Source organism: Anaerobacillus alkalilacustris (assembly GCF_001866005.1).
Taxonomy (GTDB): domain Bacteria; phylum Bacillota; class Bacilli; order Bacillales; family Anaerobacillaceae; genus Anaerobacillus; species Anaerobacillus alkalilacustris.
Window position 1 is genome coordinate 74,589 of the sequence record NZ_MLQR01000020.1, and the last position, 24,480, is coordinate 99,068.

At 34.1% G+C, this 24,480-nt stretch carries 26 protein-coding genes, 5 pseudogenes and 1 riboswitch; of the genes and pseudogenes, 11 read left to right on the forward strand and 20 right to left on the reverse strand.

Going from position 1 to position 24,480, the window contains the following annotated elements; translation table 11 throughout:
- Positions 1-260 precede the first annotated feature (260 nt).
- The 6 genes and pseudogenes from BKP37_RS20700 to thrC form a co-directional block, all read right to left on the reverse strand.
- A complete protein-coding gene (locus BKP37_RS20700) occupies positions 261-386 on the reverse strand; it encodes a hypothetical protein (RefSeq protein WP_281243023.1) in 126 nt (41 codons plus the stop codon).
- Between the two features lie 623 nt (positions 387-1,009).
- A complete protein-coding gene (locus tag BKP37_RS20975; RefSeq protein ID WP_084034609.1) occupies positions 1,010-1,135 on the reverse strand; it encodes a hypothetical protein in 126 nt (41 codons plus the stop codon).
- A 45-nt stretch (positions 1,136-1,180) separates the two neighbouring features.
- Positions 1,181-1,333 (reverse strand): annotated as a pseudogene (locus BKP37_RS20980) (hypothetical protein); the annotation flags it as partial.
- A 61-nt stretch (positions 1,334-1,394) separates the two neighbouring features.
- Positions 1,395-1,562, reverse strand: a pseudogene (locus BKP37_RS20985) (YncE family protein); the annotation flags it as partial.
- Positions 1,543-1,626 (reverse strand): annotated as a pseudogene (locus BKP37_RS20990) (hypothetical protein); the annotation flags it as partial. The pseudogenes BKP37_RS20990 and BKP37_RS20985, both read right to left, overlap by 20 nt.
- A 503-nt stretch (positions 1,627-2,129) precedes the next feature.
- Positions 2,130-3,545: a threonine synthase gene (gene thrC / locus BKP37_RS08450; protein WP_071309177.1), complete on the reverse strand. Its 1,416-nt coding sequence runs from the start codon at positions 3,543-3,545 to the stop codon at positions 2,130-2,132.
- Positions 3,546-3,755: 210 nt separating this feature from the next.
- Here thrC and BKP37_RS08455 point away from each other — a divergent pair, with 210 nt between their 5' ends.
- A complete protein-coding gene (locus BKP37_RS08455; protein WP_071309178.1) occupies positions 3,756-4,316 on the forward strand; it encodes a hypothetical protein in 561 nt (186 codons plus the stop codon).
- A gap of 342 nt (positions 4,317-4,658) precedes the next feature.
- Here the strand turns inward: BKP37_RS08455 and BKP37_RS08460 are convergent, their stop codons facing one another.
- The 3 genes from BKP37_RS08460 to BKP37_RS08470 form a co-directional block, all read right to left on the reverse strand.
- Positions 4,659-5,555, reverse strand: a complete 897-nt coding sequence (locus BKP37_RS08460; protein WP_071309179.1) for a manganese catalase family protein — start codon at positions 5,553-5,555, stop codon at positions 4,659-4,661.
- Between the two features lie 78 nt (positions 5,556-5,633).
- The gene (locus BKP37_RS19185) at positions 5,634-5,960 is read right to left on the reverse strand and encodes a YuzF family protein (RefSeq protein ID WP_084034603.1); all 327 of its coding nucleotides are present in this window, start codon (positions 5,958-5,960) and stop codon (positions 5,634-5,636) included.
- A gap of 145 nt (positions 5,961-6,105) precedes the next feature.
- Entirely contained in the window at positions 6,106-6,288 is a 183-nt protein-coding gene (locus BKP37_RS08470; RefSeq protein WP_071309180.1) for a hypothetical protein, read from the reverse strand.
- A 438-nt stretch (positions 6,289-6,726) separates the two neighbouring features.
- Between BKP37_RS08470 and BKP37_RS20705 the strand changes: the two genes are divergently transcribed.
- From BKP37_RS20705 to BKP37_RS08490, 6 genes are all read left to right on the forward strand, one after another.
- Positions 6,727-6,792 carry a hypothetical protein gene (locus tag BKP37_RS20705; protein ID WP_281243026.1) on the forward strand — a complete coding sequence of 22 codons (66 nt, stop codon included), beginning with the start codon at positions 6,727-6,729 and terminating at the stop codon, positions 6,790-6,792.
- Between the two features lie 107 nt (positions 6,793-6,899).
- A complete protein-coding gene (locus BKP37_RS20710) occupies positions 6,900-7,094 on the forward strand; it encodes a hypothetical protein (RefSeq protein ID WP_281243027.1) in 195 nt (64 codons plus the stop codon).
- Between the two features lie 18 nt (positions 7,095-7,112).
- Positions 7,113-7,277 carry a hypothetical protein gene (locus BKP37_RS20000; RefSeq protein WP_169823104.1) on the forward strand — a complete coding sequence of 55 codons (165 nt, stop codon included), beginning with the start codon at positions 7,113-7,115 and terminating at the stop codon, positions 7,275-7,277.
- Between the two features lie 189 nt (positions 7,278-7,466).
- Positions 7,467-7,646 carry a YjcZ family sporulation protein gene (locus tag BKP37_RS08480; protein ID WP_071309182.1) on the forward strand — a complete coding sequence of 60 codons (180 nt, stop codon included), beginning with the start codon at positions 7,467-7,469 and terminating at the stop codon, positions 7,644-7,646.
- 438 nt (positions 7,647-8,084) lie between these two features.
- The gene (locus BKP37_RS08485; RefSeq protein ID WP_071309183.1) at positions 8,085-8,303 is read left to right on the forward strand and encodes a hypothetical protein; all 219 of its coding nucleotides are present in this window, start codon (positions 8,085-8,087) and stop codon (positions 8,301-8,303) included.
- A gap of 162 nt (positions 8,304-8,465) precedes the next feature.
- On the forward strand, positions 8,466-9,038 hold the full coding sequence (locus tag BKP37_RS08490; protein WP_071309184.1) for a hypothetical protein: 573 nt from the start codon (positions 8,466-8,468) through the stop codon (positions 9,036-9,038).
- Between the two features lie 512 nt (positions 9,039-9,550).
- Here the strand turns inward: BKP37_RS08490 and BKP37_RS20005 are convergent.
- Complete coding sequence (locus BKP37_RS20005; RefSeq protein ID WP_169823105.1) at positions 9,551-9,691, reverse strand: hypothetical protein; 141 nt, start codon at positions 9,689-9,691, stop codon at positions 9,551-9,553.
- A 671-nt stretch (positions 9,692-10,362) separates the two neighbouring features.
- Between BKP37_RS20005 and BKP37_RS08500 the strand changes: the two genes are divergently transcribed.
- Together BKP37_RS08500 and BKP37_RS08505 are read left to right on the forward strand one after the other, a co-directional pair.
- Positions 10,363-10,776 carry a hypothetical protein gene (locus BKP37_RS08500; protein ID WP_071309186.1) on the forward strand — a complete coding sequence of 138 codons (414 nt, stop codon included), beginning with the start codon at positions 10,363-10,365 and terminating at the stop codon, positions 10,774-10,776.
- A 100-nt stretch (positions 10,777-10,876) separates the two neighbouring features.
- Positions 10,877-11,365: a phosphatase PAP2 family protein gene (locus tag BKP37_RS08505; RefSeq protein WP_071309187.1), complete on the forward strand. Its 489-nt coding sequence runs from the start codon at positions 10,877-10,879 to the stop codon at positions 11,363-11,365.
- Between the two features lie 84 nt (positions 11,366-11,449).
- Here BKP37_RS08505 and BKP37_RS08510 read toward each other — a convergent pair whose 3' ends face one another.
- The 7 genes and pseudogenes from BKP37_RS08510 to BKP37_RS08535 all read right to left on the reverse strand — a co-directional run bounded on the left by BKP37_RS08510 (position 11,450) and on the right by BKP37_RS08535 (position 18,572).
- Positions 11,450-11,839: a thiol-disulfide oxidoreductase DCC family protein gene (locus tag BKP37_RS08510; RefSeq protein ID WP_071309188.1), complete on the reverse strand. Its 390-nt coding sequence runs from the start codon at positions 11,837-11,839 to the stop codon at positions 11,450-11,452.
- 65 nt (positions 11,840-11,904) lie between these two features.
- Positions 11,905-12,837, reverse strand: a complete 933-nt coding sequence (locus tag BKP37_RS08515) for a D-2-hydroxyacid dehydrogenase (RefSeq protein WP_071309189.1) — start codon at positions 12,835-12,837, stop codon at positions 11,905-11,907.
- A gap of 356 nt (positions 12,838-13,193) precedes the next feature.
- Positions 13,194-14,042: a GHMP family kinase ATP-binding protein gene (locus BKP37_RS08520; protein WP_071309190.1), complete on the reverse strand. Its 849-nt coding sequence runs from the start codon at positions 14,040-14,042 to the stop codon at positions 13,194-13,196.
- A gap of 35 nt (positions 14,043-14,077) precedes the next feature.
- A complete protein-coding gene (gene cobO / locus BKP37_RS08525) occupies positions 14,078-14,620 on the reverse strand; it encodes a cob(I)yrinic acid a,c-diamide adenosyltransferase (protein ID WP_071309191.1) in 543 nt (180 codons plus the stop codon).
- Between the two features lie 24 nt (positions 14,621-14,644).
- Positions 14,645-15,721: a nicotinate-nucleotide--dimethylbenzimidazole phosphoribosyltransferase gene (gene cobT, locus BKP37_RS20465; protein ID WP_342707776.1), complete on the reverse strand. Its 1,077-nt coding sequence runs from the start codon at positions 15,719-15,721 to the stop codon at positions 14,645-14,647.
- Positions 15,710-17,203 (reverse strand): annotated as a pseudogene (locus BKP37_RS20470) (cobyric acid synthase); the annotation flags it as partial. The pseudogene BKP37_RS20470 and the gene cobT, both read right to left, overlap by 12 nt.
- On the reverse strand, positions 17,196-18,572 hold the full coding sequence (locus BKP37_RS08535; RefSeq protein ID WP_071309193.1) for a cobyrinic acid a,c-diamide synthase CobB: 1,377 nt from the start codon (positions 18,570-18,572) through the stop codon (positions 17,196-17,198). The pseudogene BKP37_RS20470 and the gene BKP37_RS08535, both read right to left, overlap by 8 nt.
- Before the next feature lie 332 nt (positions 18,573-18,904).
- Positions 18,905-19,095, reverse strand: a riboswitch (cobalamin riboswitch).
- 155 nt (positions 19,096-19,250) lie between these two features.
- On the opposite strand from BKP37_RS08535, the gene shc reads away from it, so the two are divergent.
- Positions 19,251-21,134: a squalene--hopene cyclase gene (shc, locus tag BKP37_RS08540; protein WP_342707773.1), complete on the forward strand. Its 1,884-nt coding sequence runs from the start codon at positions 19,251-19,253 to the stop codon at positions 21,132-21,134.
- 177 nt (positions 21,135-21,311) lie between these two features.
- On the opposite strand, the gene BKP37_RS08545 is transcribed toward shc, so the two are convergent.
- From BKP37_RS08545 to BKP37_RS08555, 3 genes are all read right to left on the reverse strand, one after another.
- Positions 21,312-21,539, reverse strand: coding sequence for a hypothetical protein (locus tag BKP37_RS08545; protein WP_071309195.1), 228 nt, complete (start codon positions 21,537-21,539; stop codon positions 21,312-21,314).
- Positions 21,540-21,742: 203 nt separating this feature from the next.
- Entirely contained in the window at positions 21,743-22,450 is a 708-nt protein-coding gene (locus BKP37_RS08550; RefSeq protein ID WP_071309196.1) for a UPF0175 family protein, read from the reverse strand.
- Positions 22,451-22,797: 347 nt separating this feature from the next.
- Entirely contained in the window at positions 22,798-23,106 is a 309-nt protein-coding gene (locus tag BKP37_RS08555) for a BC1872 family protein (RefSeq protein ID WP_342707774.1), read from the reverse strand.
- A 372-nt stretch (positions 23,107-23,478) separates the two neighbouring features.
- Between BKP37_RS08555 and BKP37_RS08560 the strand changes: the two are divergent.
- Positions 23,479-24,360 (forward strand): annotated as a pseudogene (locus BKP37_RS08560) (IS110 family RNA-guided transposase); the annotation flags it as partial.
- Positions 24,361-24,480 lie beyond the last annotated feature (120 nt).

The following is a 24,480-nucleotide window of genomic DNA, read 5'->3' on the forward strand; positions in this document are numbered from 1 at the left end:
GGGGACATCCATTCAAAAACGAATTTAATAGTTACGCAGTATTTAGTCTACTACGTATTAAAGATTTAGTTATTCAATTAGTTCTTTCATTTTTTCTACTGCATTGTAGCACTCTTGTCTTTCTTCTTCGGTGTATTTACCTTGTATTTCTACAATGAGTTTGTCGTTGATTGGCTTTGGTAGTTTATCGTCAAATTCAAGTTTGACCTCAATTTAGCCAACCATAGCCTCCTTGATATTTCTTAACGCCTCTTTTATCGTTAGACCATTAGAAATACAACTTCTAATTCTGGAACTTTTGCAACAAAATACTCCTCTTTTTCGTCTTTCCATTTCTTTAACGTTATTTTATAAGGGTATTTATCTAAATTTATCAACAGTTTCATCCTTTATTCCCACTGCGCAGTAAATGTCATTGTTTTGTTAGTTGTTCTTCTTAAACATAACATAAGCATCCATTTTAATTGAATAACGCATTCAGATAAGTTTTCTACAATGAGTTTGTCGTTGATTGGCTTTGGTAGTTTATCGTCAAATTCAAGTTTGACCTCAATTTAGCCAACCATAGCCTCCTTGATATTTCTTAACGCCTCTTTTATCGTTAGACCATTAGAAATACAACTTCTAATTCTGGAACTTTTGCAACAAAATACTCCTCTTTTTCGTCTTTCCATTTCTTTAACGTTATTTTATAAGGGTATTTATCTAAATTTATCAACAGTTTCATCCTTTATTCGTACAAACTAAATTAGTGCAACACTAGTGATTTTATATACCTTCATTACACTTCCTCCTTTCTTCTTATGTATTTACCATAAAAAATAATAACCCTTGTTGAGCATAACTGCTTTGTTAGCAAAAATAATCACCATGACGATCTTCGTTGTTGTACTAAAGCTCCTCGTTAGCGACACAAGAGGTTGATATTATTAAGCTCTTATCTTTAACAAATCGTTACTACTCCAATAACAATAATAATCGGATCAGCACCAACTGGATTTGGAGAACCTTAAACTGTATTCGTTGTCGTATCGATGATGGATACTGAATTTAACCCTCTGTTTGTAACGTAAGCTCTTTTTCCATCCGGAGTAAAAGCATGAATCCAAGGGAAACTGCCAGGTAAAAGTGGAATGTTTGAATAACTGTATCCGTCGCCGTTTCAATAACGGATATGGAATCATCTCCTGAAATCGAACATATATCCTTGCCCCTCCTGGTGTAAATCGTGCAAAACTGGAGCATTACCTACTGCAATCGTCCCAGTGACTGTATCCGTAGTCACGTCTATAATTGTAAGATAATTTTGTGAAAAATTTAGAACATAAGCTTTTGTACTGTCTGGGGAAAAGTAGCACTGGTTGGAAAATCAAAAGAGGATCGGAAATAGTAGTAGTTACCGTATCCGTTCTCGTATCAATTACAGAGATCGTATTGTCTCCTGCATTGGAAACATAAGCTTTTGTTCCGTCTGGCGTAACGAATAAACTAGTCGGAAACGTACCTACATCGATAGAACGGATGTAGGTGTTTAATGCAACGTCAATGACTGCGATAACGATTTTTCGGTTTACGAATGACAGACATTAATCCAGCGACCTTCATTAATCGATAAATTCTTTTATGATTGAGCTTCTTATTAAATTTCGATTCATGTTCAACATCATACGACGGTAACTATAAATGCCATCGACTTTTTCATGAAGAATCTTCATTTCAGTTAATATTTCCTCAGTTTCTGTTTCTCGGTCGGATGGAGTACGATTTAGCCATTTGTAATAAGCAGAACGTGCAATTCCTGCTATTTTACAAAGTAGGAGAATGGAGAAATTCCCTTATTGGTGGATCTCTTGAATAGCCACATATTTATCTTTAAAGCGAACTTGATTTAATACCGCCTCCTTTCGAGTTCCTCTAACTTTTTTAAGAATTCATTCTCTGCTCTTAATCTTTCATTTTCTCTTTCTAATAGCTTCATCTCAAGATTAACTTTCTTTTGAAGAAAGCTTTACGTACAATATTTGTGGACCTGTTTAGTGGTCGAGCATCATCATTAGAGCAATCCATTAAAAATATCCACCGTGGTCCGCATTGTTAAGAGGCGTGGTGGATTCAGTCATGATATGGTTTTATTTCTCTAGTAACGGTTCAGAAGAACTGAAATGTCTCTTTAATTTCTGAATAATTTCATCATTGTCAGCTTCGACGACTTCTAAATATTGTGGTTGATCAAACAATTGACTAATTTCTTTTGGGAATGTCTGTTCAATATTACAAAGCTCAATCGATTCATTGAATTTTGCCGGATGTGCAGTTGCAAGTGTAACACATACTTCGCTAGCTTTATTACGTGCTTCATATGCAGCAACTCCACATGATGTATGCGGATCAAGTAAATAATTCGTTTCTGTATAGTATTTGCTGATAGTCTGTAGACATTCTTCTCCCTCTACTCCATATGCAGCAAAATCCGATTGTACTTGACGAAGCTGCTCTTCATCTACAACAATTTTTCCCTTTGTCTTGAAGTTCTCCATGACAGCAGTGACTGCATTTGGACTTTCAGAAAGCAAGTAGTACAGATATCGCTCGAAGTTGCTGGCTACTTGAATATCCATAGAAGGACTATAAGTACTACGGAACTCGCCAGGCTCGTACACTCCATCATTAATAAAACGTTCTAAAATATTGTTCTCGTTCGTTGCAACAATAAGTTTACCAACTGGAAGGCCCATTCTCTTCGCCAAATAACCCGCAAAAATATCCCCGAAATTCCCAGTTGGCACACTGAAGTTGAGGCTCTCTATATCTCTTTCTTTTGCCACTTGAAAATATGCATAAAAATAATAAACAGTTTGCGCTAAAATACGAGCGAAGTTAATGGAATTAATCGCACGCAGATGATAGTTGTTTTTGAATTCCAAATCTGCAAAGATTTCCTTGATAATTTTTTGACCATCGTCAAATGTTCCCTTTATCGCTAAATTCAAAACACTTTCATCATGAACAGTAGTCATTTGTAGTTCTTGGACCTTACTTACTTTTCCATGAGGATGCAAAATACAAATACGAATTCCTTCTTTTCCCCTTACACCCTCAATTGCTGACGCACCTGTATCCCCTGAAGTAGCTCCAAGAATATTGATCGATACTTCCCTCTTCTTTGCTATATAGGAATACAAATTCCCTAAAAATTGCAGAGCAACGTCTTTAAAAGCAAAAGTGGGACCATGGAACAGTTCAAGTACATACATATCATCCTTGATCTTTTTAACAGGAGTTACCTCGGGATCACGGAAGGTTCCATAGCTTTTCTCGATTAATTCCATGAGGTCTTTTTCTGGTATTTCTCCATCAACATAATGGGAAATAATTTCGTATGCTAATTCTTGATATGACAACTTTGAGATTGCCTTTAGCTTTTCTTTCGGAATTTGTGGAATTTTTTCAGGAACTAAAAGTCCACCATCCGTAGCTAGTCCCATTAAGACTGCATCAATAAAACCAATTTCATTTACATTTCCGCGTGTACTAATATATTTCATAACATCCTCCAAGAAAAAAATTATATATTCATATCCTTACCTAGATTTAGCTATCAGTCAATGTTTAATTTAAGAATAATCTAAAAAATTCTCTTTTTTTGTAGTTTTTCCTGAAAAAGATTAATTTTGTATCTAAGAAGGAAGTTTAATCTGCATCTCCATAAATGATACATTCTTATTTGGACAAAACTAAGAAAGGGAGGAATGTATATGATCGTTTATTTTGGAGCTCTTAAAAAATTCGAAAATTTTAATAAAGAAAAAATGGTTCAAAATATAAAAAACGATATTGATACGATTGGATTTTGGTTTACTTCTGATATCAATTCCGCGAAATCTTATGCTATGGGAAGCGACACCATTTTTGAAAAATCGAATACAGAGTTTTGGGAAGATGGTGAACCTAAAGTGGTTCAAATGGAAAGGCCAGTTAATGGCTTTGTATACAAAGTATATATTGATGAACCCCACCTTAAGATATATGAATCTAACACCGTTGATACGTATGATTTGTTTATGAAAGAGCGTGACAAATACTGTGATTATTTTAGTGCAAAAAAAAGAAACATATCCTGGAAAGATATGGCTATTCTTTTAAATAAAGACGAAGCCAATGCAAATTTTCGTAACAATCTTATTAGTCACGGGTATGAAGGTTTTTTAATAGTAAATTGTAAATTACAAAATGTTGTTACTGACTTATATTGTCTTTTCTCTGTAGATAATCTACACATTGCAGATATAATACCAGTAGAGGATTTAGACAATTAATAGTAAATTTTTTTAATATAATTGTGAATGCTGTCTTCTAACTCTTGATACCAAAATGTTGAGTTTCTTTCAAATATTCTTTAACTCAACTGCCGTTTTTGTGCAAAGTTTCTAATTTACTCTACTGGATCAAATTCAAATGCCTATACAAAGTGAAAATCAACCTATTTAAATTTAATAAAAGCAGCTAGTGATTCAATCTCACTAGCTGCTTTTATTATATAATCAGAATTTATAAATTTGAAAACTGTCTAGCTCCAGGCGTCTTGCGTTTTTCTTATTAATGAAATTAAATAAAATAAATCACGAGCTAGCTAAAAAAATAACAAGCAAACTTTAACTCTACATACCTGCCAACCTTTGTAACCGTTTCGAAATTTTAAGAAAGTCTTCTTGAGAGATACCGGGAGCAAATGTTTCAGGAACCTCAGGTAAATCTGGAACAGGAGCTCCTTTAGGTGCACCTTGAATTACTTCAAGTGGTGAACCATCCTCAGGATGTGTTCCTTTCCAAATGTGAATAATATCCTTATAATCTTGATCACTAAACGTATATAATCTTCGATGTTCCCCTGCATCCTCCCATTTTCTGGCTGCATCAAATTTTCTGTTGCTCACATTAGGAACAGGTACCATCTTCGTCATATCAACACCAGTAAGAACTTCAAGCGCTTTGGCATAAGCATTAATATGAACTCCGCCACGGACAAGTAAATATCCGATCATTTCACGTGCGACAGGATGATCAGTCATCTCATAGACACGCATTTTATGAGTACGAGCACCAATCTCTAAGAAAAAGTTATGAAGTAAATCCTGGACTAGGTTACCACTTTTAAATACATAGTCTCCTGTCCAAGGTGCTCCCATAGAATCGAATGGCTTTGCGGTTTGGTCGGTGTCAATAAAATGGTAGGAATTACGCTTATCTTTACCTTCACGCATTGGTGTTTGATCAGGATCTGCAGGAAATGTGGTATCCACTAACATAAGATTAATAGTATGAGATACTAACTCCACATGCCCGAATTCTTCACCACTAATACTGCAAATTAGGTCATAAAATGGCTTTAACTTCTTTTTTTGACGGAAGCCAAAAGATTGGAACATATACGTGTTTAAGGTAGACATTTCACCAAACCGCCCTCCAAGCAGCTCTTGAACCGCTGCAGCTGCATTAGGGTCTGGATGATCTGGTTTAGGCAATTCAATAGCAATTCGATCAAAACGCTTAATCATGGTATTCCCTCCCAATCTCTATTTGTTTAGTAAGCTTATGATGATGAGAGTTTGTTTCATGATATCTGTTCTATAAATTTATTTAGGCGCTGTAACATGAGGAAGCGATGAATGCGTATGAGTAGGCATCACCCAATTAATTTGTTGAATTCGTACAAAATAAGGAATACCACTTACTTCAAGAACAACATGGTCAGGGTGAACATCAGTCAGTCTCCCTCGGAGTGTCCCGCGTATTGTTTCAATAACCACTAGACAGCTTACCAAAGAGCGAAGGTTGTGAAAAAAATAGGGTTCAAATAATGAATAAAACTGGGGTTGTGAAACATTCGCCTGCTGGTAAGGAGTTTTATGATGTTGTGCATAATTCTTATGTCTAGAATCTTCGTTATAATGTTGAGTCACTGTACTTCCTCCTTCTTAGTTATCTGAATTAGTCTATGATGGCAGATGTCTAGAAGTGATTAATATTAGGTTAGTTTGCTTACGTATTATCCTCATCGAGATTTAGCGGGTTTATTTTCTATAACAACTAGTAAATCATTACTTTTTATTGGATGAAGAAACCAAATTTCTTTTCTTCCGAATTGTTTGATATCTGCTTGTTATTTTTTGAGTTTAGTAAGAATATAAGACGGGAGCAATCAAGCATGTGTTGAATGATTGTTCTTTCAATACATTCTAGATTACACTCTTCATTAGGTTGAAGTGGGACTCCTGAAATTTGTATCATACAATTCTCCATTCTAAGTTTACTTTTCATCTGTATTCATACTTAATTATTCGCATTTTGCTTTAATAATGTTTTTTTAGTCATTTTAATATATACGAGCGAATGCTCTATCATTTTAGGAGAAGACTTTTTTAAAAATTTAACTATTTATCTCCTAAATCCTAAGCCTGAAATATAAAAATAAGCTCACCTTTCCAGTACGTATGACAAATAGCCGTATATCACGATTTTTTAATCGAAAATATACCGTGGATGAATTATTGTTTGAAATCAAAGTACGAAAAAACATGAGAGAACTCGTACTAGCTTCGCTAGAACATCGGAAATTCAGATGGAGTCTCAACTGTACCTGAATGGAAGTTCCCACCTACACTACGCTTAGAGGTGGGGGTCTATGATCCTTAAGTACAAATCAGTTTAATCAAAAGTGTAAAAGCAATGGATCAAAGTCAAGCTCAGTTTACAACTTTTGAATATGCCCAATGCAACCCTGACTACTGGTAATTAACAACGCAACGCGGGCTTCTGATAAGACCTAATGTGCAACTGCGGCTGTAATTATCTATTACCATGCCACTTTGTAAAGTATTGGCAGCTATTTATTTAATTCTCTGTTTCAAAATCTTTATCTCTATAGCTGTCATAATGATCCTGACCTTGCTATAACCACCTTTTATTCCAATCATTTTTTTGCCGGTGATGTTGTTTATCTTAATAATCCTAACTTTCACGCGAACACACCATGGTTTAAAGGTCTTAATGCCGTACTTCTCAACCATGGTAGATTTTTCGGACATGGATTTTAGATAAGGACATTGGAACAAATGATTCAAGCTCTCAATGAATTTAGAAAACCAGGCAGTCAGCAAACAAGTCATAAAGCATACAAAATGCAACATGCTATTGTAGAGAATAACAAAAGTTCCATATCAAATGTACAGCACCTATATTATCTTTCTAATGGTATTAATGAAAAAGAAGATAAATAGAATTCAAATGATGAATTTAGTTTTCTTCCATATTTATTCAAGGGCATGGCATGAGCCTATTAAATTATTTGCTAGGTCCTAGCATAATCCATTACACTCACCCATTATTTGTATAGACGGGCTCCAATTTTATCTTTGAGAGTACTATATAAGTAGACCCACACTAACACGAAGAAGGGAAGTGTAAAAATGTATTCTAACGTCCCTCCGACTCTCGGAGCAAATATTCCTCCAAATGTTTCGCCAACTTATGCAGCTCCTGCTTATGGTTATGGCTATGTAGCTCCTACTCGCCATACTAATTATTTCATCTTAATTGTAGTGTTGTTTATTTTATTAGTCATTGTAGGTGCAAGTTATCTTAACTAAACGCTAACTTAATCCCGCTTGCTTTAAAAATTCCTGTGCAGTAAACGCTCGTACAGGAATTTTATTTATTGACCAATTAATGATCTTATACGTATCTAGAAACCTACTTCTGGGAGTTCTCTATTAATTGAAAAAAATTTCATTTATGTATTCCTGACCGAAACAATAGCGATGGTCTTTACTTGTTCCTCTCTATCCTATTTACTTAAATTTCCCTTGAATTATATGACGTTATAAATGTAACTTTCAGATTTTGATTAATTTTTATCCAATACTTTCTCCACTAAAATACTTTATCTAGTTTCGTTTAACCTTCGAACTAGAAAAATTTTTAATATATTTTGTCCAATTCTATGAATTATTCAATTTTTCAAAGAATATATTTCTTCTATAGCAACTATTCTAGTAAAAATTTGAATAAAAAGGAGAAATCAAACAATGACAGTTGTTCATTTTTATGAAAAGAATTCAATCGTTTTAAGTCAATTACGCCACCTTATTCCTTCAGTAGGAGAAAATATCAAGGTTAAAGGGCGTAAAGCAAAAGTTTTAAGCGTTAATAAAATTGATGATAATCTTGTTCGTGTACAACTAGAAATTGAACAAGTGGCAAAAAAAGAACCAGCTAAAGAAGAGACCAAAAAGAAGAAAAAATAAATAGTAACCATACCAAAAACCACGGCTTTAGCCGTGGAGTTTTGGTATCTTTAATTTTTTTATCACTTTTATTTAATCATCCTACCTCTTATTTTAACCATCAAAAATATCCACCAAACCCAAGAAGGTTTTCACAAAAACCTAAGCAGAGGTGAATTTGCTATGGCTTTAACCTTCCAAGATTATAAAAACAGATTACTAGAGGAATATGATTGGTTGAAAACTACTTACCCGATTAAAGATTTTAAATTAAAAAAATTAAACATCTACAATTGCAAAGATTATAATAAAAAGTATGCAAATGGTCATCAAGAAAAATATAAAGAAAAAGAGATAGATGCTTTCGTAATGGAAAAGATATCGTTTGATACAATCGAAATGTCAATTTTTATGGTACTGGATGAAGAACATGAATTAGATACTATTGATTTAATGGTTCTAGAAAAAGGAAAAATCAATTCAGACCATTTGTTTTTTTGGATGCTATACCATGAATACGGTCATATCTATCAACTTCAAAGAACGTTTCGTTTAAAAGGTTATGATGGATTTTTGGACGAAAGAGAAGAAACTGAGGAATTGATTAATCAATTATATGGCCAGTACTGTCGGGGTGAACTCTTTAAAGAAGACTTAGATTTAGCTTACAGAAATTTATGGTTCGAAAAAGAAGCAGATGATTTTGCTAATCATGTTTATCAACTAAGAAAACATACACTACCTAAATCATTATGATAATGGTGCTTTCCTTTTTAAAAGTTATATATTCCATCTAAATGCACCACTAAAAATTAAACTACTTCTTCTACTGTACGAAACTCTTCATTGAACGTATAAAACTCTCATTTTTTCGTAAAGAAATGAAAATTAACTATTGCGACTGTATTTCAATCTTATCAACTCTGCTTTAGTGTAAGTCTTCATACAAATCAAAAATGAAATGAATGATGATTGGATATATCTTTTTTTCCTTCTCCTTTGCACCACGTACATTTTCTTTTAATTTTGAAAATTTTAAAGATAGATTTATTCATTTTTCCAACACCATGACAATTTTTACAAATAACAATAATTGCCATTATATCACCACTTTTCAATATATTAATCTGATCTATCTATTATTAACTATTTATTCTTCATCAATACCAAAACTCTCGTTTTTATACATTATTATTCATTATTACACTGAAAGATCATACAAAAAAAGACAACCAAATTAGGTTGTCTTTTAGTAAAGCTTTTTTTAATTATTGTAAAAAAGCTTGAATTCCTAATACATAATGCATAAATAAAAATACACCTACCATGAGGCCAAGACCAATAATTAAACCACGTATTGCTTCTTTAATTACGTAGTCATCATTGTTCTTCAAATTTTTATTTTCCATCGAACCTTCCTCCTTTTTTGTTTTACTATAGGGAAGAAGTGAGAAAAAAAGTGGATTGAAATTTTACGATCATTAATAACCTATTGATTTTAAGAATAGGTATTGAAGAATATAACCAAAGACTCATTGGATGGGGTATACTTGTTTTCTCATCAGCATTAAAAACATGTATGCTAAATTGGTCATGTGTGTTGTCATTCCAAAAGGTAAAATCATTCTCTTCAAGAGTAATAGTTGTCAGAGACTCTTCCCCATTAAAAAAAGTAATACGATCACTAGGAGATAAATTAAGATTTAATAATGAGATTATTTGAAAAAAAAGTAAAATCTTAACCATAAAATACTCCTCTCTGATCTACTATATCCTTATTTAGTTTAGCCCACTTTACTCTTGTATAAAAGTATCATCAGGCATAATTATGGTTGGATAACGACAACATTTTTAACTACACGTACTTTTGATGTATGTCAATTTGATCACCAAAATCATACAAGAATGTAATATTGCTTTACACCATTAACTGGAAATCATAAGTTCCACTCTATAGTAAAAGTTAACATACGCTCCCTACTCTATATCGATTCAGTTAAGTTTATCTTCTAAAATTTACCCATGTGTTTTGATGAAAATAAAAACAAATATAGGTAATACTACTACCGAGGTGGTTTCATTGGTACGTAAAACATTACTTATATTTCTACTAACTCTTCATATTACACCAATCGTTAATGCTGAAGAAAAAACTATAGAAATCTTTGATATTGAAAAAGATCAAATAACAAAAACAGTCCCTTTACATATAGACATACAAGATGAAGCTAAAAAAATAGTAGAAGGAATAGACGATGTCTTTAGAAAATTCAAACCAATCCCAGCCAGTGGTTTTATGGTGAAAATCCCATTAGCCCCTGCTATTAAAGTAGAAAATAAGTGGCTGAACCATTTAATAGATGAAGTGATTATTATCATGCCGAAAGATGAAGAAGCTTATTTACTAATCTTTGATGAAGAAAATAGACCTTATTTTTTCACTATAAAAACATCGATCAATCTATTTTTAACTAATTTAAACCTGACCAAATGAGTCAAACTTTTAATTTATTATCAACAGAGTTTTGAAAAGTCTCATGTTTTAAAAGATAAAAGAGTATTTTTAATACATACTAAAATAAGGAGATCAACTTATGGATGACCAAATATTTAAAGCCATCAATGGATTATCAGGACGTTACCCATTAGTGGACAAGTTTATGATAGCAGTTTCCAAAAAATCTAATCTCTTATTTACGATCATTTTAGTCTTTTTCTTTTTACGTAGTTTATATAATAAAAAAATAATACGTAACATAATATTATCCATTTCGGTTTCTTTTTCTATTTGTTCGTTCATAAACTTTTTTTATTATAAGCCCCGTCCGTTTGTGAAACGCCGTATTGGGATCCTTATCCCCTCTAAGCAAACGTCATCATTTCCAAGTAGACACACTTTGTTTGCGTTTATTGTATCTAGTTCAATTATTCTTTATAAACGAACAATCGGCTCTATTCTAATGGGGTTATCTGTCCTAACTGGGATCTCGCGTATTTGGGTAGGACACCATTATCCTTCAGATATAATTGGCAGTGCCATCATTAGCAGCTTAACTAGCTTTATTATTGATAAACGTTTATGAAATATGTTATATTTTTACAACTAGTAATAAGTATCAAAATAGTTAATGCTCGATCAATATAAGCGAGAATAAGGGTTATTAGGTTTATAAAAATCGATTTTTTAACTCGGGCGACGGTAGTGAACAACTATCTGTTTGCCCGAACCATTTGTATCTATTTTTCGCTACTATTTCATAAAGATAATTTCTGATTGGTCTTGGAACTACTAACAAACAATATAGTAACTTCCATTCCCCCTTTAAATGCTTACATATCTTTAATACTGCTGTTGATTGATAGTAGCATTGATTATTTTCAATAAGGATTAAACTATCTATATTTGTAGAAATATTGTGCTTGTATACTATTTCTCGTCCAATATCACTCTGAATAGAAGCAAACTTATAAACAGCATTCTTGTCTCTTTTGATGATAAATTGAACACTGTGACGACAAAAGTTACATATACCATCAAATAAAATGATCTTATCCATATTTATCCCTCTTCTAGGTTTTGTCAAATCCTTAAGAAACCAAGTCATTTTGTTTAACAAACTTTTTAAAACCCTTTATTTGTATCAACTTTATTCAAAAGTGGCTTATTTGCTTCAATATTTCTAAGTGTTTCAATAAAACAATCAACTCCTTCATCTGAGGTTGTTACAGCTGAGATGTGCGGTGTTATCCAAACATTTGGATGACTCCATAACGGATGCTCGTCAGGTAGTGGTTCAGTAGTAAAAACATCTAAAACAGCAAATCGAACATCTTCATTATTTAACGCGTCGAGTAATGCATGTTCATCGAGTGATAACCCTCTACCAACATTTAAAAACCCGATGTTTGATACACGAGAAAACAAAGACTTATTAAATAGTATTGCCGTTTTTTCAGTTAACGGTAACGTGTTAATGATATAGTCTACCTCACCTAATATAGAGTAATGATTATCTACACAAAACACTTCAGTAAATGGATGCTTTTGTTTTCCACTCAAGGATACACCGTATACAACTACCCCAAAGGAAGCAAGAATCTGTGCAGTTTTCGTACCAATTTCTCCTGTACCATAAATTAATACTTTTTGTTCACTTAATAATTTAGGAGTTTTTTGCTGCCATTTTCTTTGTTTTTTAAAATCACGGAATAGCTCATGGAATTGAACGTCTTTTAAAATATAACTTAGGCAATACTCCCCTATTCGTTGCCCAAAAGAACAAATGGTTCTCGTTAATAAGACATTGTCAGGCCATTGTTTGTTTAATAAAAAGCTATCGACGCCAGCCCCAAAGGAATGAACCCATTTTACTTTGCTATAATCATAAGTAGATGTTAGATTAAAAGCTACAAATGCATCGGCCCAATCTAGGTGAGTTTCATTCATTTCCTGTTCAGGTAAATATCTAATGTTTTTTTGTATTTCTTTTTTGTTGATGATTTCTTCGATTTCTTTAAACTTTGGACTAACTACTAAAATGTTTTCGATCTTCATCTTCTTCTCCTCTTACACGTTAAGATTTTCATCTCTTTAAAAACCATCCTCAGATTTTGTACGCTTCCCTTTTAAAATTTAAAGAAAAACTATGTATGTATAATAATAATTGTCCTATTTGGTACTAAATAGATGTGACTTTATAAAAAGTGAACACTGTATGAAAAAGGTTAAATATATCATCAGATAATATGATCTATCTATATTTAAACCTAATGACCACTAAAATATATCATAAATTATTGTACACTAAAAAAATAAACCAACCAATTCATTTCCGAAATGGCTAGTTTAATTTGGATATTTTTGGTTTTTTCACTTCGGACGTTGCCTTTGTTGTTTTCACAGACATTCCTTTATGTTAAAACTTTCATAGTAACTGGAGGACACTCAGTTTTCGCATGTATATCTATTAGCAACTTTTTCAGATTAAGATTTTGTTGGTTTGGATCCATTAAAATTCCAATAACCGTACCACTGTGTGCAACAACAAGACCGCCCTGATAGATTTCTGCTAATTGTTCCATTTCATCAAAATGTTTCTTTGGGAGTACCTTTTGGTTTATTTTAGCACTTATCGTTGCCGCTTCAAAAATACTTTCACGACGATGTTCGGTAATCCCTTTCTTTGATAATTGGTAAGCCTTCCTGAGTTGTTGTTTTTCATAATTAGTATAAGTTTTTCGAGTTTGATTAAATTGTTGAGTGTCAACAATGCCACCGGTATCAAAACCAACTAGAACTAGCTCCGGAAACGATCCAAATGTTTCAATTTGTCTTCCATTTAGATAATCATACGCTACGATTTCATCATACATAATTCCATCTGTTGGTTCAATTTTTGTTGCGATTTCTGAAATGAGTTTTTCTGTTAGTGGTAAAGAAAAGCAGTTGGCTACTGCACGTAAGGAAGCAACTATATCAGCGCTGCTACTTGCCATCCCTTTACCAGTAGGGATTTGAGATTGGATCACTAATGTACCCCCCTGATTTATTTGATATTTATCTAGCAGGAGTTGACATGCCTTTCTCGCCTTACATTTATTATTATTTGCTTCGATTTCTTTTACGTTAGTTCTTGGCAAGAAAACAGCTTTACTATAAAGTTGTATTGGTAATGGTATTAGAAACGGATCATTTTCATTAATAATCCCCTGAACAAGCTCACCAAATGTACCGTGACAGTAGCCTGTGCCTATTTTCATTATTTTGACACCTTCTTAATTAAAACTATATTACCTTAAAATTCAATTCCCTTAACGGCAGGAATGCCTTCATTATAGTAATGTTTGATCGGTTTCATTTCGGTTACCAAATCAGCGATTGCTAATATTTCCTCTTTAGCGGAGCGGCCCGTAATAATGAGATGTATTTTTTCATGACGATTTCGGATGATATCAACCACTTCTTTTAACGGTAGGACGTCATCTACCGGAAAACTAGTAATAGCTAGAGCATTGTTTAATTCGTCTAAAATAATCACATCATATTGTTCTGATAAGATCTTCTCTTTTGCAAACGCCCATGCTTCTTTTAATGCAACGCGATGCTCTTCAGGCGTTTTCGTCCACGTAAAACCTATCCCTAGTTGATGCATCTCAATCCCAATTTCATCAAACATGATCTTCTCCCCGTATGTACGGTCCTTTGATTTAATAAATTGAAGCATCAACACTTTTTTTCCTTGGCCTTTTGCTCGAATGGCTAGCCCCATAGCTGCAGTTGTCTTACCTTTTCCATCACCCGTATAGACTAACGTCAATCCTTTATCACAATTTTCCATTTGATTCTTTCCCTTCCTTTAGATTTATGCTTTATCACTAACTCCTGCTGATGTAAATGTGGCCATTTCTTTAAGCATTAATGTGGCAGATTCCAAGAGTGGAAAGGCAACCGCAGCACCACTGCCTTCACCGAGACGTAATCTTAAATCAATTAAAGGTTCTTTTTCTAAAAGCTTAATTGCCGTTAGATGACCTGGTTCAACGGAACGATGACTAACGATCATATAATTTGCCGCGTCAGGACTAATCAATTTCGCAACTAGTGCAGCTACGGTACAAATAAATCCATCTACTAAAATTGGGATTCGATTACTCGCTGCAGCAAGCATTGCTCCTGCCATACCTGCAATTTCCAAACCACCAACTTTAGATAGGATATCGATTGGGTCTGTAGGATCAGGCTTTCTTGCCTTTAATGCTTCTTCAATGACTTGTTGCTTATGAATGATTTTTTCTTGTGGAATACCCGTTCCAAAACCTACGAGCGATTGGATGTCCTTCCCACTAATTGCTGCTAAAATCGCACTACTCGTTGTCGTGTTTCCTATACCCATTTCACCTAAAATAAGGCATTTGACCCCTTTTTGAATTAATTTTTCTGCCTCAGTGAAACCCACTTCAAGCGCTTTTTTAGCTTCATCCCTAGTCATTGCATTTTCTTTAGAAAAATTGCCAGTTCCGTATCGAACCTTTTTTGATATTAATGCTTCGCCTTCAATATCCGTTGCAACACCAATATCGACAATTTCAAATTGAGCTGAAATTTGCTTGCTAAATACATTAATTGCCGCACCGCCCGTTAAAAAGTTTTTCACCATTTGGCCTGTTACTTCCTGTGGAAATGCTGAAACGCCTTCATCAGTGATACCATGATCGGCTGCAAACACAATAACCCCAGGTGGTGTAACGATTGGAAATGGATTTGACGTCATTTCTGCTAAATTTCTTGCTAATTCTTCTAATCTTCCTAAGCTCCCAGGGGGCTTTGTTAGTGTATTCATATATTCATTGACCTGGTGGCCAGTATCCTTATCAAGTGCAGGTATAGAGTAATTAGTAAACTTTGTCATTTTTTTCCTCCTCAAATGAAATTCCTTCATTTTCTCATTTATTTTATCTAATTGGACGTGCTTACGAACATGATCAGCTAGTCGATCAAAAGCTGATTCGCGAATTTGTTGGAATGAAATTCGCTCATTTAGTTCAAGTAATCCTTTTTCTAAGCGAATTTTGTTTAAAAGATTTTTTCTAAATTCATCATTGTGAAAAATGCCATGAAAATACATACCGAGAACACGTTCATCTGCATTTTTACAACCTTCTTCTTTATCTTCCATCTGAATGAACGGTTCATAATCTCCTACAAATGCTGTTTTACCCATATGGATTTCATAGCCAGTAACATGAGTAAGCGTATCTCCAAAAGAGAGTGTTCCCTCCGATAAAATTGTTGTTTTTTCCGTTGTTATCGTTGTTTTTAATGGTAATAAACCTAATCCACTCTCCTTTAAGTGAGTTGATTCTATTTCGTCAGGGTCTTCAATCGATAAGCCAAGCATTTGAAAGCCACCGCATATACCAAAGATGATAGGCTTATGATCGTTATGTAAAGCTAAAATTTTGTCCATTAATCCGTTTTTTTTCAAAAATAGTAAATCTTCAATTGTATTTTTACTTCCTGGTAAAATAATGAGATCAGGCTGTTTTAATTGATCAGCTTTTGTAATAAAACGAACATGGCAGTCTGACTCAACAAAAAAAGGATCAACATCTGTAAAGTTTGAAATTTTCGGATATTGAATAACGGCTATATCGATGTCTTTTGTTTTATCTTCATCAGCTTTATAGCGATCAAGAATAACCGAATCCTCAGCGTCAATATTCAAGTTTCGTAAATATGGGATAACTCCTAAAACAGTTTTACCAGTATATTCTTCAAACCAAGTTAAGCCAGGCTCTAACAACTTGATGTCTCCATGGAATTTATTAATGATCACCCCAATGACTCGATCACGGTCACTAGAAGATAAAAGCTGCAGGGTTCCTACTAAGCTAGCAAAAACCCCTCCTTTATCAATATCACCAACAAGAATGACTGGTGCATCTGCTATGTTTGCCACACGCATATTGACAAGTTCACGATCGTTTAAATTAATTTCAGCAGGACTACCAGCCCCTTCTATGACAATTCTTTCATATTTTTCAGATAAAGATGTAAGTGCCTCTTCGATCAGCTGTAACCCTTGATAAAAAAATTCACTACGATACTGACCTGCTTGCATATTTTTATATGGCTTTCCATGAACGACAATTTGTGACTCGTTTTCTCGATTTGGCTTAATTAAGATCGGATTCATATCGGTTGTAGCTAACACACCGGCTGCTTCAGCTTGAACGCCTTGAGCTCTGCCAATTTCTTTACCATCCAAAGTAATGTATGAATTAAGAGCCATATTTTGTGATTTAAATGGAGCTGTATGGTATCCATCTTGCTTAAATATTCTACAAAAAGCCGTTACAACTACACTTTTCCCCGCATCTGAATGAGTCCCTTGAATCATGAGTGGGAGAGCTTTACTCATATCGTTTTGTCTCCTTACATTTTAGTATCCAATTTTCTACCATTTCAGGACAAGAAGCAAAATGAAAATGCGTGTAACCAGCGATTAGATTTTCACTCATATAACCTTCAGATGCGATACCACGCATTCCTTTTGTTTCATATGCATAAGGGATTTCATTTTTCGAATGAAAGATTGAATAATGAAATTCATGTCCTTTCGCCTGTAAATCGTTTGGTAAAAGGAAGTTCCCACTTTTTCCAGTTATTTCTCGGTATCCAAGAGCAGCTAACCTTTTTTGCATCGTAACTTTACCTGGAATGATCCCTACCATGTCATATTCTTCATTATTTGTTGTCTCAATAGCTTCGGTTAAATACATAAATCCACCACATTCAGCAAGGGTAGGCATTCCTGCTTCAATCGCTGTTTTTATTGATTGTTTTACACTATTATCGTTAGAAAGTTCATCAACAAATTCCTCTGGAAACCCGCCACCGAGGTATAAACCGTCAATATTCTCAGGTAAAACTTCACCTTGTAAAGGTGAAAAATAGACGATTTCTGCTCCGTATGCTTCAAGTAGCTCTAAATTTTCCTGATAATAAAAATTAAAAGCTGCATCCTTGGCGACAGCTATCCGGCACACCTGCACCTCTTTTTTTTCAAAAAGTGAATACGTCTCATCGACTTCAAGAGGTTCTGTTATTGAAATTTCTAGCAATTTGTCGATATCGATTGTTTTTAGAACGAGGTCACCAAGTTGATCAAAAAAGTCATCAAGCTCACCACGTTCAATAGAAGGGACTAACCCTAAATGTCTTTCAGGCATCTCAATATCTGACTCTCGCTGTAAATAACCAATAACCGGAACATGGCATTCTTGTTCAATCGCTGTTTTAACAAGATTAAAATGTCCAATACTACCGACACGGTTAGCAATCACACCAACAACGTTTACCTCTTTTGATAGACACTGAAATCCTTTTACAATCGCTGCAGCACTGCGAGCCATACTGGCACAATTAACGACAAGGATCACTGGGCTATTTGTTAAAATACTAATGTCTGCCGTGCTTCCTTTATTATTTCTTGGATCTTTCCCATCATAAAAGCCCATGACACCTTCAATGATTGAAATATCGGCGCCTTTACTACCAGTTACTAATATCCCTTTTACAACATTCTCTTTTAACATCCAACTATCTAGATTTCGAGATTCTCTCTGTGTTACTGCTGTATGGTAAGTTGGATCAATATAATCCGGTCCACATTTAAACCCTTGAACTACATAGCCCTTTTTCTTTAATGCTGCCATAATTCCAATCGTAATCGTTGTTTTTCCTACCCCACTACCAGTACCTGCAATAACGATTCGTCTTTCTGTCAATTTCTTTCCTACCTTTCTTTTTAAAATATGAACTCGATCTTTTTGTTTTCTTATTCATAGTTAATAATGTGACAAAAAACATTTAGACTTCTAAAACTAATTAAATTTCATTTGCTTAATAAATCTTAAAGTGTGTATTTAGAAAAACTTGGCTTATCGCCAAGTACTATAGCGAAAGCCTTAGTTTTCTTATACTTTAATCCTTTAGCTAAGTTAAACTTTCTTAAAGTATAAAAAAATCCTTAACTTGACGTTAAGGATTTTGAATACATATATGTATAGGCATAAAATTATACGATATCATATGAATTCTATCCCTCCCACCGAAAAATAAAGAAACAACTTTAAAAGCAGGTCTCCTGGCTTACGCTTCTTTCTACTCTTGTCTCCTTCCCAACTTATACGTCAGTGGTTATAGACAAGTTCATCAGCGAATACAGTAGCGGGGGCTGCATCGGACTCTAACCGATTTCCCTATTATCTTCACATTTTAATATGAAGCACTTTTAAATGAAATTATTAAATTTTCTAAATCTATTAAATAATATTTATTATCGTTTTGCAAGGAATAGATAATAAAACTACTTTTTTCTTTAAAATGTTTAGTATATTGAGATTAATTTTTCTGTTTAAATATGCATAATAGCCGTCCTACTACTATACGTTTGTATGTAGGAGGTGGTTAACTTGGAAACGAAAATTCACCACACAATAAATGATCTAATTAATAAATTACGCACTCACCAAAGGGCTGACGGATCTTGGAGATTTTGCTTTGAAACTGGCGTAAAGACAGATGCCTATATGATTATATTATTAAAATCTTTAAACCATCAAGATGAGGAGCTAATAAAAAAATTAGTAAAGCGACTTCTTTCAATTCAAAGCACTAATGGTGCCTGGAAAGAATTTTATGACGAAGAAGAAGGTAATCTATCTGCAACGATTGAAGCTTATTTTGCATTACTTTATTCAGGATATGCCAATGAAAATGAGAACCATATGATTAAAGCTAAAACGTTTATCATGAAAAAAGGTGGTCTTGCTAATGCCCATGATTTAACAAAGGTTATCCTATCTTTAACTGGACAAATTTCATGGCCCAACGCTTTCCAAGTTCCGATTGAATTTATCTTGTTACCTCGCTCTGCTCCAATTAGTTTATATGACCTTGTCGGATATGCTCGGGTTCACTATGTACCGATCCTTATCGCCTCAAATATGGATTTTCATCTAAAAACGAAAGAAACTCCGAATTTATCTGAATTGCTTGGAGGTCGACACATCAATGACCGTCCATTTGATTTTTCAAAAAGCATTATTGAGACGATAAAAAGGGAAATTAAAAAACTTATCTATTTACCGAAACAGATTCGTAGTCTTGCTTTTGAACAAGCAAAACAATTCATACTGAAGCGAATCGAACCCGATGGAACGCTATATAGTTATTTTAGTGCAACTTTCCTTATGATATTTGCTCTACTTTCCCTTGGATATTCAAAAACGGATCCAGCAATTGTAAATGCAATTAACGGCTTGAAAACTTTTGTTTGCAAAACAAAACATGGGTATCATACTGAAAATTCTACTTCAACCGTTTGGGACACTGCTCTAATTAGTCATTCGTTACAAAAAGCTGGTGTTGAAAATTTTGATCCGATGATTGTAAAAGCAGGTAGCTATCTTTTATCAAGACAGCAAACGAAATACGGGGACTGGGCATTTAACAATCCGAATACACCTCCGGGTGGTTGGGGTTTTTCAGATAGTAATACCATTAATCCTGATGTTGATGATACAACAGCAGCGTTGAGAGCAATAAAAGAACTTGCGAGTAACTATGGAAATTTTGCAAATAGTTGGTCTAGAGGTGTACATTGGGTATTATCGATGCAAAATAATGATGGTGGTTGGGCTGCATTTGAAAGAAACACTGATAACTTCATAGTTACCTTCATACCAATTGATGAGGCGGAGCGAACATTTATTGATCCTTCAACAACGGACTTAACTGGAAGAACGTTAGAATTTTTAGGTAATGATGTGAATTTAAATGTGATTTATCCACAAATACGAATGGGCGCTCGTTGGTTAGTTCGAAATCAAGAAGAAAACGGTTCATGGTATGGTCGTTGGGGCATTTGTTATATTTATGGTACGTGGGCAGCCATTACAGGGTTAAGAGCTGTTGGCATTAGCCAGAATCACCCTTCCATTACGAAAGGTATAGATTGGTTACACTCTATTCAAAATAAGGACGGTGGTTGGGGAGAGTCTTGCTATAGTGACGCACATAAAACGTACGTTCCTCTTAATGCAAGTACACCTTCGCAAACGGCATGGGCATTGGATGCGCTCATTTCCGTGTTCGATCAGCCAACTCCCCAAATCAACAAAGGAATAGAACAACTTATTCAAAGTGTTCACAAAAACAGCTGGGAGACAGAATATCCAACGGGAGCAGGTCTACCAGGAGCCTTCTACATTCATTACCATAGCTATCGCTACATTTGGCCTCTACTTACGTTAAGTAATTACAGAAACAAGTTTTTATCGCAATAAGAACTATGAATAGCCTTAGTACAAGATGTATTTTAATATAGTTATTTTTCTGTAATATGAAAAAATACTCGGGGTTATAGATCGAATTTTATATTTTAGAATAATAAAATCACTTCAACCCAAACTAGAACTTTAAGCGTAATTTCCATATAATTCATAAAGGATCTAGCTTTTTCACTAGATCCTTTTTCTAACGTCATCCCTTATTGCATCTATTACGCTTTCTGATAAATTTGCTGGAATTGATTTGCTTTCCTCAAAAAGCCACGTGTTGATTATTTCAAGGTCGGATTTATTGAATGTTACACTATAATCTTTATTATTATAGGAAAAATCAGCTGTTACGTATTCTTGTCCATCAAAATGATCATCAATAATCATTTGTTTGATTTTGTATTGATCCACGATTAACCACCTTTTATCTTTTTTATATAGAATTAACTACTTATTATTGTTTATACATGTTTAACTATATTCATCGATCTAACGATAGTCAGGAATTTTCTTTCTGTTCATCAGTTAACTTTTAATAATATTGATCAAGAATATCTTTTTCATGTTTTCTTGTTTATTTTTCTTATCGTCCATTTATTAATCTATCTTAGCCGCTACTCTTCTTTATTGTTATAACTGGCTTCCTCAAATATTAATGACTGTAAACTTGATTGATGGTCAAAATGACTGTCTTCTAAATCTGTATTCCAAGGGATATGATTCGAAGTTAATAGGTTAATAAAGTCAGTAAAGTTAAGCCCAGCTACAGTCGCTGCCTCCGATAAGGAAAGAAGTTTCGAGACATACAAAGTAATAGCGATTGAATATTGAACTAAATTTTCTAGGGGTTGGTTATGATCAAGTTGCCGAATTAATTCACTTGTGTTTTTTGGCAACTTGATCATAACCTCATTATTAAGCAAATTAGGCGGAACACGGTTCAAATTTTCCATTTCGTCCCATTCCTCGTGAGTAATCCCAATAGGCGCTCCCCCTTCAGTATAGTCTACGATAAAGGCAAACGATTCGTCTGAATCAAAATTATCCTCCAAATGTTGTTGATGTTTTCTTTTACGAGCTTTCTTTTGAGATCTTTTTTCTTCTATTTCTTTCATAATATTTTGTTTATATTCTTCACTGAAAGAGTGACCAAGCATTTCTAACTCAATTAATGCACAAAGCTTATCAACTCCATACCACTGACAATAGGATGGTAAGATATTTTTTGAAGTTATTGTTTGTGTTAGCCAATTCTTTTTGGCGTCTTTTAATCGTTGTTTTCTTTTTAGTTTTTTCCGTTTTTGTTCTATAGATCTTCCCATCTAACTCTCCTTTTGTAATCATTATCCGATTAAAAATAAAGCGTAATCGCCAACAATTTATGACTATAGACACAAATTAACTTTACAAGAAACGCGCAAGCGCCTTGGTCACGAGCAGCTGCTCCTGTACCACTCCGTTTGCTCAAGAGCAAAGCATCATCAAAGAAGCAATCCAGGAAGTCAGTGAAGTCATAACTTGACTGAAGTGACCGAGCTCGTAGGCTGCTTGTGCTAGACAGTTTCCAAGTTAGCAATTTATAAATTATAATTATGTAAAAAATAACCAAAACTCTCACACGTTTTAAAAAAGGTGTAATGAGTTTTGGTTAATGTTGTTTCCTGTATGATTATAGCCACTCATCAGATATTGAACTATTTTCTGCTAGTTGATACGCTGCATTTGTAATCGCTTCTGCTAGTGTGTCTCCTGTTCCATATATGTCGTTAAAACCAACCTCAAAATCACTTTTCTTAGTGTATGTAAATCCGAACTGTTGTAGTCTTTCTACGATAAGTATCGCTTGATCTAGATTTTGATCAGGCTTAAATTCTGAATCGCTAATGAAAGTCCGTTTTTCAAGGTCGAACCATTTACCTGAACTATTTAGACTCCATCCAAATATTCTACGTGCTATTACGTCTTTTTTATTGATCATACTTGTTCTCCCTTTTCACTAGTTTTATTAATTTTACCATTTTCATCGCTAGAAGCCTATTAATAAGCCGTAAAAATATATGCAAAAACCATTAAGAAACACACATGATTTATTACTCACACCCCGGACATGAAAATTAATTTTCTCCGGGGTTTTCCCGTTTACCCATTTACCTATAATGATTAATGCTATGGAAAGTACAATTCACGTGCGCTTTTGTGGTGGTTCGACCCTGAATAAGAAACTGTTTGGAATTTGCTTTGTGTACCCCCCTTTGTTGACTCTTCATTTTGAAGAAGATCACGTACAGAAAAATACTGTTTGTTCAAGCTTATTCCACTTTTCATAGACACTAATTTGGAGGTAATAGTTATGGACACAATTATCACTCATTGTGCCGGAATGGATGTTCATCAAAAAGAAATTGTTGTCTGTACTTTGACAGGTACAAATGATGATTCCATCCAAAAAGAAACTAAAACATTTTCTACACTTACTAAAAGCTTATTTGATCTTCTAAAATGGTTAGAAGAAAAAGAAGTCACTCACATTGCCATGGAAAGCACAGGTATCTATTGGAAACCAGTATATAACATCTTAGAAGGATACTTTGATATTACATTGGCTAATGCTCAACGAATTAAAAATGTTCCTGGCCGCAAAACCGATGTATCTGATGCAGAGTGGATTGCTAAACTTCTTCGGCATGGTCTAATTGAAAAGAGCTTTGTTCCAAGCCAAGATCTCAGAGAATTACGTGATTTAACTCGTTTAAGAAAAAAATGGATTGGAAATTTAACTGCCGAAAAAAATAGAATTTCCAAAGTGCTTGAATGTTCTAATATCAAACTTGGCTCTGTTATTTCAGACATTTTTGGTGTCTCAGGACGCAAACTACTAAATCAACTAGTTGATAAGGGTTATCTTGATGCAAACGACATCAACGCTAACATCCACCACTCACTAAGAAAAAAAGCTGATACTATTTCAGAATCTCTTTTCGGTACATTAAATGAGCATCAAATTTTTATGATTAGATGTTCTTGGCACCATATAGAGTTTTTAGAAAAATCAATTCAAGACTTAGAAAAACAAATTGAACTTCTCCTTCAAAATTACCAGGAAGATAAAGAGATACTTCTAACTATACCAGGTATCAAAGATCATACTGTGGCCAGCATTATTGCCGAAATTGGTACAGACATGACTCAATTTCCTTCCTCAAGACACCTTGCATCATGGGCAGGAGTAAGTCTGGNAATGTTCTTGGCACCATATAGAGTTTTTAGAAAAATCAATTCAAGACTTAGAAAAACAAATTGAACTTCTCCTTCAAAATTACCAGGAAGATAAAGAGATACTTCTAACTATACC